Source organism: Pseudonocardia sp. KRD291 (genome assembly GCF_019263595.1).
In the GTDB taxonomy this organism is placed as follows: Bacteria; Actinomycetota; Actinomycetes; order Mycobacteriales; family Pseudonocardiaceae; genus Pseudonocardia.
Genome location: NZ_JADQDD010000120.1, coordinates 1 through 16,885 on the forward strand (window position 1 = coordinate 1; position 16,885 = coordinate 16,885).

Annotated in this window: 14 protein-coding genes; 10 read left to right on the forward strand and 4 right to left on the reverse strand. The window is 73.3% G+C overall.

Translation table 11 applies throughout. The features are described from left to right. Both I4I78_RS17480 and I4I78_RS17485 read right to left on the reverse strand, forming a co-directional pair. Positions 1 to 468 (reverse strand): energy-coupling factor ABC transporter permease (locus tag I4I78_RS17480; protein ID WP_218612409.1); only part of this gene is annotated, 468 nt, incomplete at its 3' end. A gap of 133 nt (positions 469 to 601) precedes the next feature. Continuing rightward, complete coding sequence (locus I4I78_RS17485) at positions 602 to 1,480, reverse strand: glycosyltransferase (RefSeq protein WP_218612410.1); 879 nt, start codon at positions 1,478 to 1,480, stop codon at positions 602 to 604. Between the two features lie 390 nt (positions 1,481 to 1,870). Between I4I78_RS17485 and I4I78_RS17490 the strand changes: the two genes are divergently transcribed. The 5 genes from I4I78_RS17490 to I4I78_RS17510 all read left to right on the forward strand — a co-directional run bounded on the left by I4I78_RS17490 (position 1,871) and on the right by I4I78_RS17510 (position 7,148). Then, positions 1,871 to 2,866, forward strand: coding sequence for a glycosyltransferase family 2 protein (locus I4I78_RS17490; protein ID WP_218612411.1), 996 nt, complete (start codon positions 1,871 to 1,873; stop codon positions 2,864 to 2,866). Positions 2,867 to 2,937: 71 nt separating this feature from the next. Continuing rightward, positions 2,938 to 3,315 carry a hypothetical protein gene (locus I4I78_RS17495; RefSeq protein WP_218612412.1) on the forward strand — a complete coding sequence of 126 codons (378 nt, stop codon included), beginning with the start codon at positions 2,938 to 2,940 and terminating at the stop codon, positions 3,313 to 3,315. A gap of 154 nt (positions 3,316 to 3,469) precedes the next feature. Beyond that, positions 3,470 to 4,861, forward strand: coding sequence for a lipopolysaccharide biosynthesis protein (locus tag I4I78_RS17500; RefSeq protein WP_218612413.1), 1,392 nt, complete (start codon positions 3,470 to 3,472; stop codon positions 4,859 to 4,861). Next, on the forward strand, positions 4,858 to 6,834 hold the full coding sequence (locus I4I78_RS17505) for a hypothetical protein (RefSeq protein ID WP_218612414.1): 1,977 nt from the start codon (positions 4,858 to 4,860) through the stop codon (positions 6,832 to 6,834). The genes I4I78_RS17500 and I4I78_RS17505 overlap by 4 nt, the downstream gene beginning before the upstream one ends. Then, positions 6,831 to 7,148: a hypothetical protein gene (locus I4I78_RS17510; RefSeq protein ID WP_218612415.1), complete on the forward strand. Its 318-nt coding sequence runs from the start codon at positions 6,831 to 6,833 to the stop codon at positions 7,146 to 7,148. Before I4I78_RS17505 ends, I4I78_RS17510 begins: the two co-directional genes overlap by 4 nt. Before the next feature lie 65 nt (positions 7,149 to 7,213). Here I4I78_RS17510 and I4I78_RS17515 read toward each other — a convergent pair whose 3' ends face one another. Further along, positions 7,214 to 8,686 carry an NAD-dependent succinate-semialdehyde dehydrogenase gene (locus I4I78_RS17515; RefSeq protein ID WP_218612416.1) on the reverse strand — a complete coding sequence of 491 codons (1,473 nt, stop codon included), beginning with the start codon at positions 8,684 to 8,686 and terminating at the stop codon, positions 7,214 to 7,216. Between the two features lie 158 nt (positions 8,687 to 8,844). Here I4I78_RS17515 and I4I78_RS17520 point away from each other — a divergent pair, with 158 nt between their 5' ends. Next, entirely contained in the window at positions 8,845 to 10,026 is a 1,182-nt protein-coding gene (locus I4I78_RS17520; RefSeq protein ID WP_308252188.1) for an acyl-CoA dehydrogenase family protein, read from the forward strand. Positions 10,027 to 10,069: 43 nt separating this feature from the next. Next, positions 10,070 to 11,089, forward strand: a complete 1,020-nt coding sequence (locus I4I78_RS17525; RefSeq protein ID WP_218612418.1) for an acyl-CoA dehydrogenase family protein — start codon at positions 10,070 to 10,072, stop codon at positions 11,087 to 11,089. Between the two features lie 199 nt (positions 11,090 to 11,288). Here I4I78_RS17525 and I4I78_RS17530 read toward each other — a convergent pair whose 3' ends face one another. After that, positions 11,289 to 11,762: a pyridoxamine 5'-phosphate oxidase family protein gene (locus I4I78_RS17530; RefSeq protein WP_218612419.1), complete on the reverse strand. Its 474-nt coding sequence runs from the start codon at positions 11,760 to 11,762 to the stop codon at positions 11,289 to 11,291. Between the two features lie 127 nt (positions 11,763 to 11,889). On the opposite strand from I4I78_RS17530, the gene I4I78_RS17535 reads away from it, so the two are divergent. The 3 genes from I4I78_RS17535 to I4I78_RS33870 form a co-directional block, all read left to right on the forward strand. Then, positions 11,890 to 13,047 carry a type III PLP-dependent enzyme gene (locus tag I4I78_RS17535; RefSeq protein ID WP_218612421.1) on the forward strand — a complete coding sequence of 386 codons (1,158 nt, stop codon included), beginning with the start codon at positions 11,890 to 11,892 and terminating at the stop codon, positions 13,045 to 13,047. 57 nt (positions 13,048 to 13,104) lie between these two features. Then, positions 13,105 to 14,430 (forward strand): adenosylmethionine decarboxylase, encoded by a 1,326-nt coding sequence (gene speD, locus I4I78_RS17540; RefSeq protein WP_308252190.1) that lies wholly within the window; start codon positions 13,105 to 13,107, stop codon positions 14,428 to 14,430. A 110-nt stretch (positions 14,431 to 14,540) separates the two neighbouring features. Beyond that, the coding region (locus I4I78_RS33870) for a phosphotransferase (RefSeq protein WP_218612420.1) at positions 14,541 to 16,885 on the forward strand (2,345 nt) is incomplete at its 3' end.

Here is a 16,885-nt window from a genome sequence, read left to right on the forward strand (position 1 = left end):
GAGGAACGCCGCGAGGAATGCCGTCGCGACCAGGCCGCCGCGCGAGCGCGCGGCGAGGCGGCGCAGGGCCATGGCGACCAGGTAGCCGGTGAACACGCCGATCACGGCCATGTTGGTGATGTTCATGCCGAGCGCGGTCAGCCCACCGTCGGCGAAGAGCAGGCACTGCACGACCAGGACGATCGAGATGCAGATCATGCCGACCCAGGGCCCCACCAGGATCGCCACCAGCGCGCCGCCGAGCAGGTGGCCGCTGGCGCCGGGCAGGATCGGAAAGTTGATCATCTGGACGGCGAACACGAACGCGGTGACCAGCCCGGCCATCGGCGCGGTGCGGTCGTCCAGATCGGGTCGGGCACGCGTGAGCGCGATCGCGAGGGCGACCGCGGCCACCACCCCGAACAACAGCGACGTCGGGCCGTTCACCAGCCCGTCACTCATGTGCATCGCGACCGCATGCGTGTGCATCGCGACCTCCTCGGTGCCCGGGTCACCGGCTCGTCCGGGTGACACGAGTATTGAACGCGCCCGAGTGGCTGCGGCAAAGAGCTGGCAGGAGGCGAACGGGTGCGGTACCCGACCAACGGTCAGGTACCGGGGCTCAGCTCGCCCGCTCGGCGATCTCCTTCTCGTCCCGGCGGGCCGCGAACTGCGAGACGCTGAACAGGGCCTTGCGCCGCGCCCGGCCCAGCGGAGCGGCGACCCGGCCGACCGTCATGTCCAGGCCCCGCACGTCGAACGTGCCCGAGGACCCGAGCTCCTCGATCAGCGCCCGCTGCTCGTCGTAGATCGCCTGCTCGTTCTCCGCGGAGACCGAGCCGCGCTGGATCCGGAACGCGGCGAGGGTCTCGGGCAGGCCGAGGAAGTCGCCGTACTGCAGCAGCCGCATCCAGCAGTCGAGGTCCATGATGAAGCGGCGGTCGCTGCGCCAGCCGCCCGCGGTGACGAACTGCTCGAGGCGGAACAGCACGTTGCCCGGCTCACCGATCGGGTTGGCGCCGTTGCGGATCACCCGGCGCGCGACCTCGCTGCCGCTGTGCGTGCCGACCAGCCCGCCGCCCAGCCCGCGGCGCGGCACGATCACCCGGCTCTGCTCGTCGATCATGTGCCGGCGTGCCGCGACCAGGGCGATCGACGGGTCGTCGCGCATCGGCGGGACCTGCAGCTCCAGGCAGCGCGGGTGCAGCAGGTCGTCCGCGCACAGCAGCTTGACCAGAGGGGCGCGGCACAGCTGCACGGCCCGGTTCCAGTTGTCCGGCTGCGACAGCGTCTCCCGGTTGCGCTCGATGCGGATCCGCGGGTCCGGGAAGGACCGTGCGATCTCGTCGCTGCGGTCGCGGCTGGCGTTCTCCAGGATGACGAGCTCGAAGTCCCGGAACGTCTGCTCGAGGACGCTGCGGATCGTCTCGGCGAGGAAGGCCTCGCCGTTGTAGACCGGGATGCAGATCGAGACGCTGGGCTGGAATCCGCCGGGCCGCATGGGCACCTCACGCTGGTCGAGGACAGGGGGACGGGCGGGCGTCGATGCTACCGCCCGCGGGAGAGGGTCTCCCCATCGCCTCCGGGGTGCCGACGCCCGGACCTCGTCGATCGGTACAGTGCGGAGGGTCAGGAGTGACTCCGACGCGCCGTTGGGCCGGGTCTGTTGCTCCGAATGGCGTAGGTACCCTGCGGTGCAGGTCACGTAACGCGAGCGACGCTCCGAGAGATACAGCAGACGTCGGTTTCTGTGACGTCCGGTGATCCCGGTGGAGATGTCACGACCGTCGGACCGAACGCTCGCAACTGCGCGCCCAGACCGATCGATCGGGGGAGACCGGTGAACAAGCGCCCTGCCCGCACGTCCCGACCACGTCAGCCCAGGGTCTCGGTGATCGTTCCCACGCGGAACGAGGCCCGGAACCTGGAAGTCGTCCTACCGGCCGTGGCCGCCGTGCGGCCCGCCGTGCACGAGGTGATCGTCGTCGACGGGAACTCCGTCGACGGCACCGTGGAGACCGCACGCCGGGTACTCCCCGACGTCCGGATCGTCATGCAGACCCGCAAGGGCAAGGGCAACGCGATGGCCTGCGGTTTCGCCGCGGCCTCCGGGGACGTCGTCGTCATGTTCGACGCCGACGGCTCGGCCGATCCGGCCGAGATCCCGGCGTTCGTCCAGGCGCTGATCGACGGCGCCGACTTCGCGAAGGGCAGTCGCTTCGTCCGGGGGGGCGGAAGCGACGACATCACCCTGCTGCGCAAGGGCGGCAACTACGGGCTCAACGGCGTGGCCAACGCGCTGTTCGGGACCCGCTACACCGATCTCTGCTACGGCTACAACGCGTTCTGGACCGACATCCTGCCGCTGCTCGGCCTGCCCGAGGTCGACATCCCGCCGCGCGCGGACGGGACGATGCACTGGGGCGACGGTTTCGAGATCGAGACGGTGCTGAACTGCCGGGTGGCCGCGGCCGACCTCGCGATCACCGAGGTGCCCTCGATGGAGCGCGAGCGGATGTTCGGCCAGACGAACCTGCGCACCTTCGCCGACGGGACCCGGGTGCTGCGGACGCTGGCCTCGGAGCGCAGGCGCGCGAGCCGGGTCGCGGCCGAGGAGCCCGCGGTGCAGGTGCCGCAGGCCGAGGCCTCCGCGCCGGTGAACGGGCGTCGCTACGTCGAGCCGCCGACGGTGCAGACCACGCTCCCGGCCACCGCGCCGATCCCGCCGGTCACCCACGACGGCAACGGCTCCCGGCCGCTGGCCCCCTCGCCGAGCCCGCGGGCCCACCGTCCGCAGGAGAACGGCCACCGCCCGACCGGAGCGGACGGGTCCGCCCGCTCGGACGCCATCGGCGTGCGGTACGCATGGGGCGAAGAGGCGTCCTGACCCGCCTGAAGTACTCCGGCTGCGGAAGCTGATTCCGCCGTCCGGTCCTTGTGGAGAAGAGGAGTCCTGCGGTGAGCATGCCGTCGTCGGCCGAGTTGACACGTGCGCGCACGGCCCGTCGCGGGGTGGCCATCGCCCTCGTGGTCGCCGGCCTGGCGGCCTGCGTGCTGAACGTGGCCGGGGCGACGGGCGGTGTGATCGGCGACGTGCGGCTGCTGGTGACGATCGCGTTCCTGCTGCTGGGCCCGGGCTGGGCAGCCGCAGGCTTCCTGCGCCGCGCGCCCGCCGCGCACGTCTGGCTGCTCACGGTCGGTGTCGGTGTGGCCTCCACGCTGCTGGTCGGGCAGATCATGGTCAGCTTCGGCGCCTGGTACCCGAGCGTCGCGCTGTTCGTGGTCACCCTGATCAGCGTCCCGTTCCTGCTCCGGCACGCGGTCGTCGCCCAGTGAGGTCGGCACAGTGAGGCCTGTCCACCAGCCACCGCCTGCCGGTCACGGTGGGTACCGGTGGTCGGGGGACGCCGCACACGGCCGTCCCCCGGCGTCGGCCGCTCCGACGCCCCGGGCGTCACAGGGCGGACCGCGGGTCGAGCCCGGCACCGAGGTGACGCAGCGGCTGCGCGCCCCCGTGGTGGAGCAGGCGACCGACCGCATCCCGGTCACGGTCGACCCGTCCGCGCCGCCGCCGGTCGGGCCGGGGGAGACCGGCCGGACCGGGGACGACCCGCAGAACGGCAAGATCGGCGACGGCCTCGCGCTGTCCATCGCGTCCGCGCTCGGCTCGGTCGCCGGGCTGCTGAGCTGGCTGATCGCGGCATGGATCATGCCGCAGGCCGAGGTCGGCCGGGCCACCGAGTTCGTCTCGGCGTTCCAGCTCATCGGCGGCGCGGCGCAGCTCAACCTGGGCATCGGACTGATGCGCTGGCTCCCGGGCGCCGGGAAGAAGTCGGTCCGGCTGGTCTGGGCGTCGCTGCTGCTGATCATGCCGCTGTCCGGCCTGGTCGGGCTGGTGTACGGGATCATCGTCCCGAGCATCGCCGAGACCGCCGCGGGCGGCGGCTCGTTCGGCTTCGGGTTGCTCCTGCTCGTGCTGGCGTGCGCGGGCTGGGGCGTGTTCGTCGTGCACGACTTCATCGTGGTCGCGCTCGGACGGCCGTGGATCGCGGTGTGGCGCAACGGCACGTTCGCCGTCGTCCGGATCGGCCTGCTGCTCCTGCTCGGCTCGGCGTACGCGGCCGAGGGCATGGTGCTGTCCTGGGTCGTCCCGATCGTGCTCTGGATCGCCGGCGGCTCGGTCGTCGTCTGGTTCCTGGTCCGGCGCTACGCCGCGCGCAGCGGGCCGGGCGTCCTGCCCAGCCGTCAGGAGGCCATCCGGTTCCTCGGGCCGACCGCGCTGGCCCAGCTGGGCAACGCGCTGCTCTACAACCAGGTCCCGCTGCTGGTGAACCTGCGGCTGGGCAACGAGGCCGGCGCGGCGTTCTTCATCTGCTGGCAGGCGGTGACCGTGGTGGACATCGCCGCGGTGTTCTTCACGAACTCGCTGTCGGTGCACACCGCACGCGAGCCGCACCGGGCCGCCGAGCTGGCCCGGGCCGCCCGCAGGCGGATGCTGATCATCTTCCTGCCGATGCTCGGGCTCGGCGCCGCACTGGGCTACCCGGTGCTGTCGATCCTCGGCGAGGGCTACGCGGCGGCCGCCCCGGCACTGGCCGTGCTGATGATCGGCCTGGCGTTCCGGCTGCTGGTCGTGTTCGAGCTGGCCCAGCGGCAGGCCGCCGGTGACGGCATGGGCTTCGCCCGGATCCAGCTGACCAACACCGGCCTGGTCCTGGCCGTGGCCGCCTTCGTCCCGCTGGCCGTGTTCGGCGCGGTACCCCTCGATACGCTGCTCATGCCCGTGGTCATCGGCTACGTGGTGGTCCAGGCGCTGTGCGCCCTGGTCCTGATGTTCCTACCGACGCTGCGGCGCCGGTTCCGCCCGGAGGTGAAGTCGTGACGTCGGAGACCCGCAACACGGGGCCCGGCCGGGGCGCCGCATCCGCGTCGTCGACGCGGACCGCGGAGTCCACCCAGTACCTGGACCCGAACCGGTCCGCGAGCCCGGTCGACCAGCCCACGACCGCCGTGCGCCCGCCGTCGCCGCACCCGCAGGGCGAGCCGTCCGACACGCCGCGCCCGCCGACGCCGGCCCCGCGCGACGCCGGGCCGCTGTCCCCGCTGTGGGTGTGGGGCTCGCCGGTGCTCGCCGTGCTCGCGGTCGTCATGCTCCCGCTGGCCGCGGCCACGACGAACCTCGACGACCTCGGGGGCTGGGGACTGGCCGCGGTGCTCTCGCCGTTCGGGTGGGCCGCGCTCGTGCTCGCGATCGCGGCGTGCGTGGTCGAGCTGTGGTCGAAGCGCCCGCGGATCCCGATGCTGGGCATCGCGACCACCGTGCTGATCCTGTGCAGCTTCGGCATGCCCTCGGTGGTCATGCCCCAGGCCCGGTTCACCACCGCCTGGCTGATCGGCGGTTTCGTCGACGCGCTCGCCGGCACCGGCGTGCCGCCGACCGGTGTCGACGCCCGCTTCTACTGGCCGGCGTTCTTCGCCCAGTGGGCGTGGTTCCGCGACGCCGCGGGCGTGGACAACCTCGACGTCGTCCTGCGCTGGTTCCCGGCGGCCGTCGTCGCCGTCTGGGCGATCGGCGTGTACGCGCTGGCCCGCTCGATGCTCGGCGGCACCCGCGCGCCGTGGGTCGCGGCCTGGCTGTTCCTGGGCCTGAACTGGATCGAGCAGGACTACTTCTCGCCACAGGCCACCGGCATCGTGCTGCTGCTGACCGTGCTGACGTTCGCCCTCGGCCCGCTGGCCACCCGGCGGACCGACACCGCGGGCGTGGCCGGCTGGCCGCGGCCGCACCCCGGCTCGCCGCGGCTGCCCCGGTGGCGACGCTGGCTGGTCAGCGCCATGACACCGCCGAACAGCCCGACGCTGCCGCCCCGGCAGCTGCTGCTGATCTACTTCAGCGCCGCGCTGTGCCTGCTCGCGATCGCCCCCACCCACCAGCTGACCCCGTTCGCGATCATCGGCCAGCTGGTCGTGCTCGCGGTCGTCGGCCGGTTCCGCGGACGCGGACTGGTGATCGTGGCGACCCTGGGCGTCGGCATCTACATCCTGATCGCGGGCCGGGACTTCTGGATGACCCAGATCTCGATGATCACCGGCGGCGGCGACGAGGGCGGCGCGATCGAGGCCGGCTTCTTCGAGCGGCTCGAGGGTGACACCGGCCAGATCGTGGTCAAGCTGCTGCGCGCGCTGATGCCGGTCCTGACCTGGCTGCTCGCGATCGTCGGGGCCTGGGTGTACTGGAAGCGGCGCCGGGACCTGGTCCCGATCCTGCTGGCCGTGGTGCCGATGGGCATGGCGGCGGTGCAGAGCTACGGCGGCGAGCTGCTGCTGCGCGTCATCCTCTACGGGCTCCCGGTGCTGACCATCCTCGCGGTGGACGCGTTGCGCGCCTTCGTCCGGGCGGACCGCAGGCGGGAGATCGCGCTCGGGATCGGGATGCTGATCCTGTTCCCGGTGCTGCTCCTGATCCGCGGTGGTAACGACGCCTACATGGACGTGACCACCGAGGACGTCGCGATGACCCGACAGGCCTACGACCAGGCGCCACCGGGCGCGCTGGTGCAGCCGCTGTCCAACGTCGGCCCGTACGGGCTCGAGGGGATCGGCGAGCACAACCGGGCACCCGGCGTGGAGGGCTGCACCCAGATCGCCAACGACCCGCTGCGCTGCATCGACCAGATGCAGCCGCAGACGCTGCTGTTCTACGAGTCGATCGAGAAGGAGGGCGTCGTGCTCAACGGGGAACAGCCCGGCTGGAGCACGAGGATCCGCGACCAGCTGATCGCGTCGGGCCAGTACCGGGCGACGTATCAGAACGGCTTCAACGCCGTCCTGGTCCGGGTGGTGGCACCGCAGTGATCGGCGGGGTACTGACCTGGCTGGTCCTGGCGCTGGTCCTCGTCCTGTTCGGCGCCCGCGCCTGGGTGGTGGAGACCAACCGGGGCCGGCTCACCACCGCCGGCGCCACCCAGCGCGGCCTGACCTGGGCGGTCGCGGCCTCGGTCGCGCTGCTGGTCGTGATGGCCATGGTCAACGGCGGCCTCACGCTCACCGGGCTGCTCATCAACGGCGAGGCCGAGACCGGCACGCCGTCGGACTCGGCTCCGGTCGTGTCCCAGCAGGCCCCCGCGGCTCCGGCCGCTCCGGCTCCGGCGCCCGCCCCCGCTCCCTGACCGGGAGCACGACACATACGAGAGCCCCGCACGGTCCGTGCGGGGCTCTCGTATGTCACGGACGGCTATCCGGAGAAGCCGATCGCCACGTACTTGGTCTCGAGGAACTCCTCGATCCCGACGTTGCCGCCCTCGCGGCCCAGGCCGGACTCCTTGACCCCGCCGAACGGCGCCGCCGGGTTGGACACCAGGCCGGTGTTGAGCCCGATCATGCCGCTCTCCAGGCGCTCGGAGATCCGCAGCGCGCGGTTCAGGTCGCGGGTGTAGACGTAGTTGACCAGGCCGAACTCGGTCGCGTTCGCCGCGTCGAGGGCCTGGGACTCGGAGTCGACGACGGTGATCGGGGCGACCGGCCCGAAGATCTCCTCGTGGTTGAGCCGGGAGTTCACCGGCACGTCGGTGAGCACGGTCGGCGGGTAGAAGTAGCCCGGGCCGTCCTGCGCGGTGCCGCCGATGGCGACCTTCGCACCGTTCGCGACCGCGTCCGCTACCAGGTCGGTGACCTTGCTCAGGCCCTTGCCGTCGATCAGCGGGCCGACCTGGACGCCGTCCTCGGTGCCCCGCCCGACGGTGAGCGCGCCCATCTTCTCCGCGAGCTTGCGGGCGAACTCGTCGGCCACACCGCGCTGGACGTAGAAGCGGTTGGCCGCGGTGCAGGCCTCGCCCATGTTGCGCATCTTGGCCACCATCGCGCCCTCGACCGCGGAGTCGACGTCGGCGTCGTCGAGCACGATGAACGAGGCGTTCCCGCCCAGCTCCAGCGAGGTCCGCAGCACCTTGTCCGCGGCCTGGGCGAGCAGCTTCTTGCCGACCGGGGTGGAGCCGGTGAAGGAGATCTTGCGCGCCCGGCCGTCCCGGATGATCGGCTCCATGACGCCACCGGCGTCGGTCGCGTTGATCACGTTCAGGGCGCCGTCGGGCAGCCCGGCGTCCGCGAGGACCTGCGCGAAGGCCAGCATCGTCAGCGGCGTCTGCGGGGCCGGCTTGATGATCGACGCGCAGCCGGCCGCGATCGCCGGGGCGATCTTGCGGGTGCCCATGGCCAGCGGGAAGTTCCACGGCGTCACGAACACGCACACCCCCACCGGCTGGCGGATGGTGAGGAACCGGGTCTGGCCGTTCGGCGCGATCTGGTAGCCGCCGTCGATCCGGACGGCCTCCTCGGCGAACCAGCGCAGGAACTCCGAGGCGTAGACGACCTCGCCCTTCGCCTCGGCGAGCGGCTTGCCCATCTCGAGGGTCATCAGCATGGCCAGGTCGTCGGCCCGCTCGTGGAGCAGCTGGTAGGCGCGGTAGAGGATCTCGCTGCGCTGGCGCGGCGCCATTGCGGCGATCGTCGGCTGCGCGGTGTGCGCGGCGTCGAGGGCGGCCATCCCGTCGGCCGGGGAGGCGTCGGCGACCTCGAGGAGCACCTCGCCGGTCGACGGGTCCTCCACCTTCGCGGTGGCCCCGTTCTCCGCGTCGCGCCACCGTCCACCGATGAACAGGCCGGTCGGGACGGCGTCGAGTACCTTGCGCTCTCGGTCGGCGTTCGTCATGGCCGCAACGTACCTGCGCGGACGTGCCCTGTCCCGGGTGATGCCGGCCCCGTCCGGCCGGGGCCCCGGGCGGTCGGCGGGGGCGTTGTGGCCGACCTCGCGCCGATGATCGCCCGGGCCGCGGTGCCACCGGCGCGTCCATGGGTCAGGATGGCGGGGTGAGCGACACGCTGACGGCACTGCCCGCACTCGTCCCGGACCCGGTGGAGCTACCCGGCCACCTGGCCGACCTGCGCGCGCAGGTCCGCGAGTTCCTGGCCGACGAACGAGCCGCGGGGTCCTGGACGCCCGGCGCGGACGTCTGGCTCTCGGGCTGGGACGAGGAGTTCTCGAAGCGCCTCGGTGCCCGGGGCTGGCTCGGGATGACCATCCCCACCGAGTACGGCGGCCACGGGCGCACCGCCCTGGACCGCTATGTGGTGACCGAGGAGCTGCTCGCGGCCGGGGCGCCGGTGGCCGCGCACTGGGTCGCGGACCGCCAGATCGGCCCGTCACTGATGCGGTTCGGGACCGAGGAGCAGCGGCGTAAGTTCCTGCCCGGTATCGCCCGCGGCGAGGTCTACTTCGGCATCGGCATGTCCGAGCCCGACTCCGGCTCCGACCTCGCGTCGGTCCGCACCCGGGCGGACAGGGTCGACGGTGGCTGGGAGATGACCGGCACCAAGGTCTGGACGTCCGGCGCGCACCACGCACACGCGTTCTTCGCCCTGGTCCGGACCGCGCCGAAGGACGACTCGAACCGCCACGCGGGGCTCTCCCAGCTGCTCGTCGAGCTGGACCGGCCCGGGATCACGGTCCGGCCGATCCCGCTGCTCACCGGGGCGCACCACTTCAACGAGGTCGTGTTCGACCACGTGTTCATCCCGGACGAGATGGTGTTCGGCGAGATCGGGTCCGGCTGGGCCCAGGTGACCGGCGAGCTGGCCTTCGAGCGGTCCGGCCCGGAGCGGTTCCTGTCCACGTTCCCGCTGCTGGCGTCGCTGGTCGGGGAGCTGGGGAGGGCCGCCGGGACCGACGCCGGGACCCGGCGGGAGATCGGTGCGCTGGTCTCGCGGCTGTGGACGCTGCGCCGGATGTCGCTGGCCGTCGCCGGCGCCCTGGAGTCCGGAGCGGCCCCCGAGCTGGCCGCGGCGCTGGTCAAGGACCTCGGCACCCGCTACGAGAACGAGATCGTCGACGCGTCCCGGCTGCTGGTCGAGATCGCTCCGGACCCGGGCGCGGAGCCCGGCTTCGCGCGGCTGCTCGCCGACGCCGTCCAGCACGCCCCCGGCTTCACGCTGCGGGGCGGCACGAACGAGGTCCTGCGCGGCATCGTCGCGCGGGGGATGGGACTGCGCTGATGACCGGCTCCACCCACGACGCACTCTTTCCCGCGGAGGAGTCATGAGCAGCACCGAGCTCCGCGAGCTGGCCGAGTCGGTCTTCGCCGACGCCTACGACCGCGACGCCGTCGGCTTCGACACGGGCCTGTGGAAGACCTGCGAGCAGACCGGACTGGCCCGGCTGACGCTGCCCGAGGCCGCGGGCGGCAGCGAGGGCACGCTCTCCGACGCCGCGGCGCTGCTCGAGGCCGCCGGCGCGCACGCCGCGCGGGTGCCGCTGGCCGAGACCGACCTGCTCGGCGGCTGGCTCGCCCACGCGGCGGGGCTGCCGGTCCCGGACGGAGCGCTGGTGGCCGTGGCCGGGGACCTCGACATGGCCTCCGACGGGACCGTGTCCGGGACGCTCACCCGGGTGCCGTGGGGGCGGGCGGTCTCGGCCGTCGTCGTGCTCACCGGGGACCGGGTCGTGGTGCTGGCCCCGTCCGCCCTGACCGTGCACGAGGGCGCGAACGTGGCCGAGGAGCCGCGCGACACCCTCGTCGCCTCCGGCGCGACACCGCTCGCGGCCGGCGACGCCCCCGCCGGTGCGGCCGACGAGCTCGCGCTGCGGGCCGCCCTGGGCCGGTCCCTGCTGCTGGCCGGGGCCGCCCGCGGCGCGCTGGCCCGCTCGATCGGCTACGCGGGGGAGCGGGTGCAGTTCGGGCGTCCGATCGGGAAGTTCCAGGCCGTGCAGCAGCAGCTGGCCGAGGCCGGGTCCGAGGTCGCCGCCGCGTCCGCGGCGTCGGCCGCCGCGGCGCGCACCGCCGCCGACCGCGGCTTCGCCGACGACGCGACCGCGTTCGCGGTCGCCGCGGCCAAGTCCCGCTGCGGGGCGAGCGCGACGTCGGTGGCCCGGATCGCGCACCAGGTGCACGGCGCGATCGGCTTCACCCGAGAGCACGACCTGCGCCTGGTCACCACCCGGCTGTGGGCCTGGCGCGACGAGGACGGCAACGACTCGCACTGGAACGGCGTCGTCGGCACCCGCGCCCTCGACGCCGGTCCGGACGGCCTCTGGCCCCTGATCACCGGCACCCCCTGACCCTCGGCCGGGCCGTACGAACGCTGCTCTCGTACAACCCGGGCGGACGAGCGGAGCTCTCGTCCAACCCTGCCGTGCAAGGGAGTGCCCAGGGGTGCGCGGAGGGGTGCCCCGGCTCGGGCGGACGAACGGAGCGCTCGTCCACGCCGGCTGGACGGGCGGAGCTCTCGTGCACCCCGGCCCGGGGTTGGGGGTGTGCTCAGTTCTGGGGGATCTTGCGGAAGTCCCAGCTGGTGATCTTGTCGGGCGTGACGCGCATCCAGGCGTGGCGGCCGTCGTGGCCGTAGGAGCCGTCGAAGTAGCGCTCGCCCATCAGCCGCTCGACGCGCTCGAGGGTCTCGTTCGGCTCGCCGGTGCGCGGCACCTCGCCGACGACCTCGACCCGGCCGCGGATCTCCACCCCGCGCAGCTCGGCGTAGTCGTGCCCGGCATCGACGACGAGGGCGATCCGCGGGTCGGCCTGCAGGTCGGCCCAGCGCTGGCTCTTCGACAGCGTCGAGAACCAGAGCGCACCGGCGTCCCAGAGGTACCAGAGCGGGGTGGCGTGCGGGCCGTTCGTGCCGTTCGTGGCGGCCCGGCAGGTGCGCTGCTCGGTGAGGAACGCATCCACCTCGTCGGAGGACATGGCGATCTTGCGGGCGCGGCGCTGCGGCTTCAGGGATGGCTCGGTCATCCGCCGACGGTAGCCGAGGAAGATCGGCCCCGGAGCCGTCCGGGCGGGCGCCCCGGAGAGGTGCGCGGAACCGTCGTTGCGGCGGCGATGTGCGCACACGGCAGGATTGCCGGGCGTGGACACCGAGATGGCGAACCCGATCGTTGCGTCCGAGCGGCTGGAGCGGGTGCTCGCCGACCACCGGGAGACGCCCTACCTCGCGCTGGACCCGCAGGTCGCGGCCGAGCGCTACGACCGGCTCGCCGCGGCGTTCGCGCCGGCGCGGATGCTCTACGCGGTCAAGGCGTGCCCGGAGCCGTCGGTCCTGGCCGCCCTGGTCGCGCGCGGCAGCGGTTTCGACGTCGCGAGCCACCAGGAGATCCGGCTGTGCCTCGACGCGGGCGCGGACCCGGCCCTGATCCAGCACGGCAACCCGGTGCGCGGGCCCGGTGACGCCGCCGCCGCGTACGCGCTGGGGGTGCGACGGTTCGTCACCGACAGCGCCGAGGACGTCGCCGACCTCGCGGTGAACGCGCCGGGTGCGCGGGTGCTGGTGCGGCTGATGGTCGCCGACGCCGGGTCGGCCACCCCCTTCTTCGGCAAGTTCGGTGCGCTGCCGCAGGAGGCCGTGCGCCTGCTCGGCGCCGTCCGGGCGGCCGGGCTGACCGCGGCCGGGGTGACGTTCCACGCGGGCTCGCAGCAGAGGATGCCCGGCACCTACGCCGACGCCGTCACCCTCGCCCTGCGGGTCGCCGGGGAGGCCGGGCTCCGGCGCCCGGAGCTGGACCTGGGCGGCGGGTGGCCGGTGCCCTACCGGGAGGCCGTCGCCGGATCGGAGGAGTTCGCCGCCGCCGTCGACGGCGCGGTGTCGGCCGCGGTCACCGGCGGGCACGTCGACGGCGCGGACCTGCTGCTCGAGCCCGGACGCGCGCTCGTCGCCGAGGCCGGGGTGCTGCGGTCGCGGGTGCTGCGGGTCTCCCGGCGGCCCGGGGTGGACCACCGGCGATGGGTCTACCTCGACGTCGGCCGCTACCAGGGGCTCGCCGAGACCGAGGGCGAGGCGATCGGCTACCCGCTGCGGGCGCCGGGCCGCACCGGTGCGCCCGGCCCGGTGGTGCTGGCCGGACCCACCTGCGACGGCGACGACGTGATCTACCGCCGCACCCCGTGCGCCCTGCCGCTGGACCTGCGGGCCGGTGACCTCGTGGACCTGCTGCACACCGGCGCGTACACCTCCAGCTACGCCTCGGTCGGTTTCAACGGGTTCGGCCCGCTCCCGGTGGTCGTCGCGACCCTCAAGGAGTGATCAAAGGATCCTGATGGGGGAGGACACCGCCGATACCGGACGGTTACCGTTTCCTACGTGTCACCGTCCTTCACCACCCCGATCACCGACCGTCACCCCGCGCAGGTCGCGGGCGACGGCAGCCTCACCGCCGGTCTCCCCGGCCCGGATGCACCCACGCTGTCCACGTCCTCACATCCGGTGGGGAGACACGTGCTGGCCGAGCTCGGCGGGATCGACCCGGCGCTGCTGGACGACGCCGGCCGGCTGCGGGAGATCCTGGGACGGTCGCTGACCGAGGCCGGTGCGCAGGTGCGCCAGATCGTGGTCGAGGCGTTCGAGCCGCAGGGCGTCACCGTCGTCGCGGTGCTCGCCGAGTCGCACGCGTCCGTGCACACCTGGCCCGAGCTCGGGGGCATGCACGTCGACGTGTTCACCTGCGGCGACGACGCCGACCCGGTCGCCGCGGTCCGGCTGCTCGCCGAGGGGGTCGGGGCCGGCGACACGGCCCTGCAGGTCGTCGACCGCGGTGGTGTGCCGCGCACGGTCACCGAGCCGATCTCGGACGGGCTGACCCGGCGCTGGGACCTCGGCACCGTGCACCACAGCTCGTCGACGGCGTTCCAGCGCGTGTTGGTCGCCGACACCGCGCACGGGGTCACCCTGTTCTGCGACGACGAGCGCCAGAGCGCCGAGCACACCCAGCTGACCTACCACGAGGCGCTCGTCTGGCCGGGCGCGATGCTCGCCCGCAACCTCGACCGGGTGCTGATCGTGGGCTCCAGCGAGGGCGTGGCCAGCGAGATGGCGGTCGCCGCGGGGGCGAGCCACGTCGACCACGTCGACATCGACACCGAGTGCGTGCGGATCTGCGCCGAGCACCTGCCCTACGGCTACACCCCGGACGCCCTGGCCGCCGCGGAGCGCGGGGACGGCCCGATCCGCGTGACCTACGCCGACGGACGCCAGTTCGTGCTGGACTCGGCCGAGCACTGGGACCTGATCGTCGTCGACCTGCCGGACGAGCGCCCGGACGAGCCCGACGCCCAGATCAACCTGCTCTACGCGGAGGACTTCGTCCGCGCCTGCGCCGACCGGCTCACCGAGGGCGGGGTGCTGGTGTTCCAGGCCGGCAGCCCGGCCGTCTGGCGGGACGCCACGCTGCGCTCGGCCTGGACCCGGTTCGACTCGGTGTTCGGCGCGACCGGCGGGCGCGGGGTCTACATCGGCTGCGAGGAGCACGAGTGGGCGTTCCTGGCCGGTGTCCGGTCCGACCCGGGCGACCCCGGTGAGGTCACCGCGGCACGGCTGGCGCAGGCCCCGTCGCAGCCGGAGACGATCGACGCGACCAGCCTGCGGCACCGGCTCGTCGCGCCCCTGTCGCTGCGACGTCTCGCTCCCTGAGCCCGGGAACGCGGCGATCCGGGTTCGCTCCGGTGCCGGGCGGGCGCATCCGGATGTTCAACGGGAGTTCGCCGAACTACCCCTGAACGGGGGTTGCTAGTCTGGCGTCCGTGCCCGACACCTCCGTCGGACCGGGGGGCCCCAGCCCCCGGTCCCTGGGGTCCCTGGTCCGCGGTTGGAGCTCCCCGACCAACCGCGACGGGTTGGCCCTCGTGTTCAGCTCCGGTCTGACCGCTCTGGTCGGCCTGGCCTACTGGGCTGTCGCCGCCCGGACCTTCGACGTCGAGACGGTGGGCCAGAACTCGACGCTGCTCTCGGCGATGATGCTGATCGGCGGGGTCGCCCACCTCAACATGACGCACGCCCTGCTGCGGTTCGTGCCGGTGGCCGGGCCCGTCTCGCGGCGCCTGGTGCTCGGCGGCTACCTGGTCGCCGCCGTACTCAGCTCGCTGGTCGGCGGCCTGTTCGCGCTCGGGGCCCGGATCTGGGCGCCGGAGGCGGTCGAGGCACTCGGCCAGGGCCGGCTGATCCTGTTCTTCATGCTGGCCGCGCCGGTCTGGGCCATCTTCACCGTGCAGGACTACGTGCTCACCGCGGTGCGCCGCGCGACGGTGGTTCCGCTCGAGAACGCCGTGTTCGCCTTCCTGAAGATCGCGCTGCTCGCCGTCGCCGCGGTCGTCGCCGTGGACGGCGGGATCGCGATCTCCTGGGTCGTCGCGACGGCGGTAATGGTCGTCGTGGTGAACGCCTGGCTGCTGCTGCGGGTGTTGCCCGCGCACGGCCGGGACCGGGCCGGGGAGGCGATGCCGATCACGCTCGGCGCGGTCGGGCGGTTCGTCCGCGGCGACTACGCGGGCGCGATCTTCTGGCAGGCGGCGCTCACCGGCATGACGGTGCTGGTCAGCACCCGGATCGGCGGGGAGTCCGCGGCGGTCTGGAACATCGTCTGGCAGTTCGGGATGTCGTTGTTCCTGGTCGCCTCCGGGATGGGCCAGTCGATGATCGCGCACAACGCGACCGACCCGGGCAAGGTCGAGGCCGCGCGCCGGGCGATGGTCACCCGCTCGCTCACCCTGGTCGTGCCCGCCTCGGTGGTGCTGATCGTCGGGTCGCCGTGGATCCTGTCGGTCTTCGGCCCGGAGTACCGCGACAGCGGCGTCGGCACCCTGATCCTGGTTGCGCTGGCCGCCATCCCGAACTGCGTCACGTCGGCGACGATGAGCGCGGCCCGGGTCCGCAGGCGCACCGGCGTCCAGTTCGCCGTCCCGGCGTCGATCGCCAGCATCGTGATCCTGACGTCCTGGCTGCTGATGCCGATGCTGGGGATCCTGGCCGTCGGCATCGGGTGGCTGCTCGGCCAGCTCGTCGTCGTCACGGTGATCCTGATCGGCCAGGCGCCCTGGCTGCCGCCGCTGCTGGGTGCCCGGATCGACGCCCTGCGCAGCGCGGCGCTGCTGCGCCGGGTCGGGACGCAGGCGATCAGCAGCACCGGCCCGGAGAACTCCGGGCACTGGGAGGTCCGCGAGGTCCTCTCCGGCGGCTCCGAGTCGGTCGTGGTCGGGATCGGGCCCGTGGACGGGCCGGGTGCGCTGCTCAAGGCCAGCGACACCGCGCGCAGCCAGGACGCGCTGCGCCACCAGACCGAGGTGCTCGCCGCGCTGCACGCCGACGCGCGCCTGGGCCGCTGGGCCGAGCTGGTGCCCGTGGTGCTCGGCGACGGCGACGTCGGCGGCAGCTACTGCGTGATGGAGTCCCGGCTCGGCGGCGAGATCGGGCTGGGCGCCCTGCGCGACCCGCACACGCGGCGCACGTTCCTCTCCAGCGGCGTCGCCACGATCGGCGAGCTGCACCGGCGGACCGGGGCGGTCGTCGTGGCCTCCGACGCGGAGCTGCACCGGTTCGTGCACGGGCCGATGGAGGTCGTGCGGCGGATCGTGCCGCGCCAGATGCACGACGACGTGCAGGCGCTCGCCGACGCGCTCGACGCCGGCCTGCGGGGCCGCCGGATCTCGGTCGGCTGGTCGCACGGCGACTACAACCCGGTCAACGTGCTCACCACCCCGGACGGCCGGATCAGCGCGGTGATCGACTGGTGCGACGCCGAGCGGGACGGCCTGCAGGTGCTCGACCTGGTCGTGTTCCACCAGCTCTCGGTCGCCATGGGCGACGAGCAGGAGCTCGGGCCCCAGCTGCTGCGCTGGCTGTCGTCGGACCCGCCGGAGCACCACGTCCTGCTCACCCGCACCCAGCGGATGCTCGGCTCGGACCTGGTCGACACCCGGGTCCTGCTGCTGCTGGGCTGGCTGCAGCACGTGTCCAAGACCGCGACCAAGACGACGCAGTACGCGTCGAACCCGGTCTGGAACCGGCGCAACGTGCGGATGGTGCTCAAGCAGGCGCCGCCGCTGCTGCGGGGCTCCCGGCCGGCGACCGGTGTCCGCGCCCCGGTCGCGCC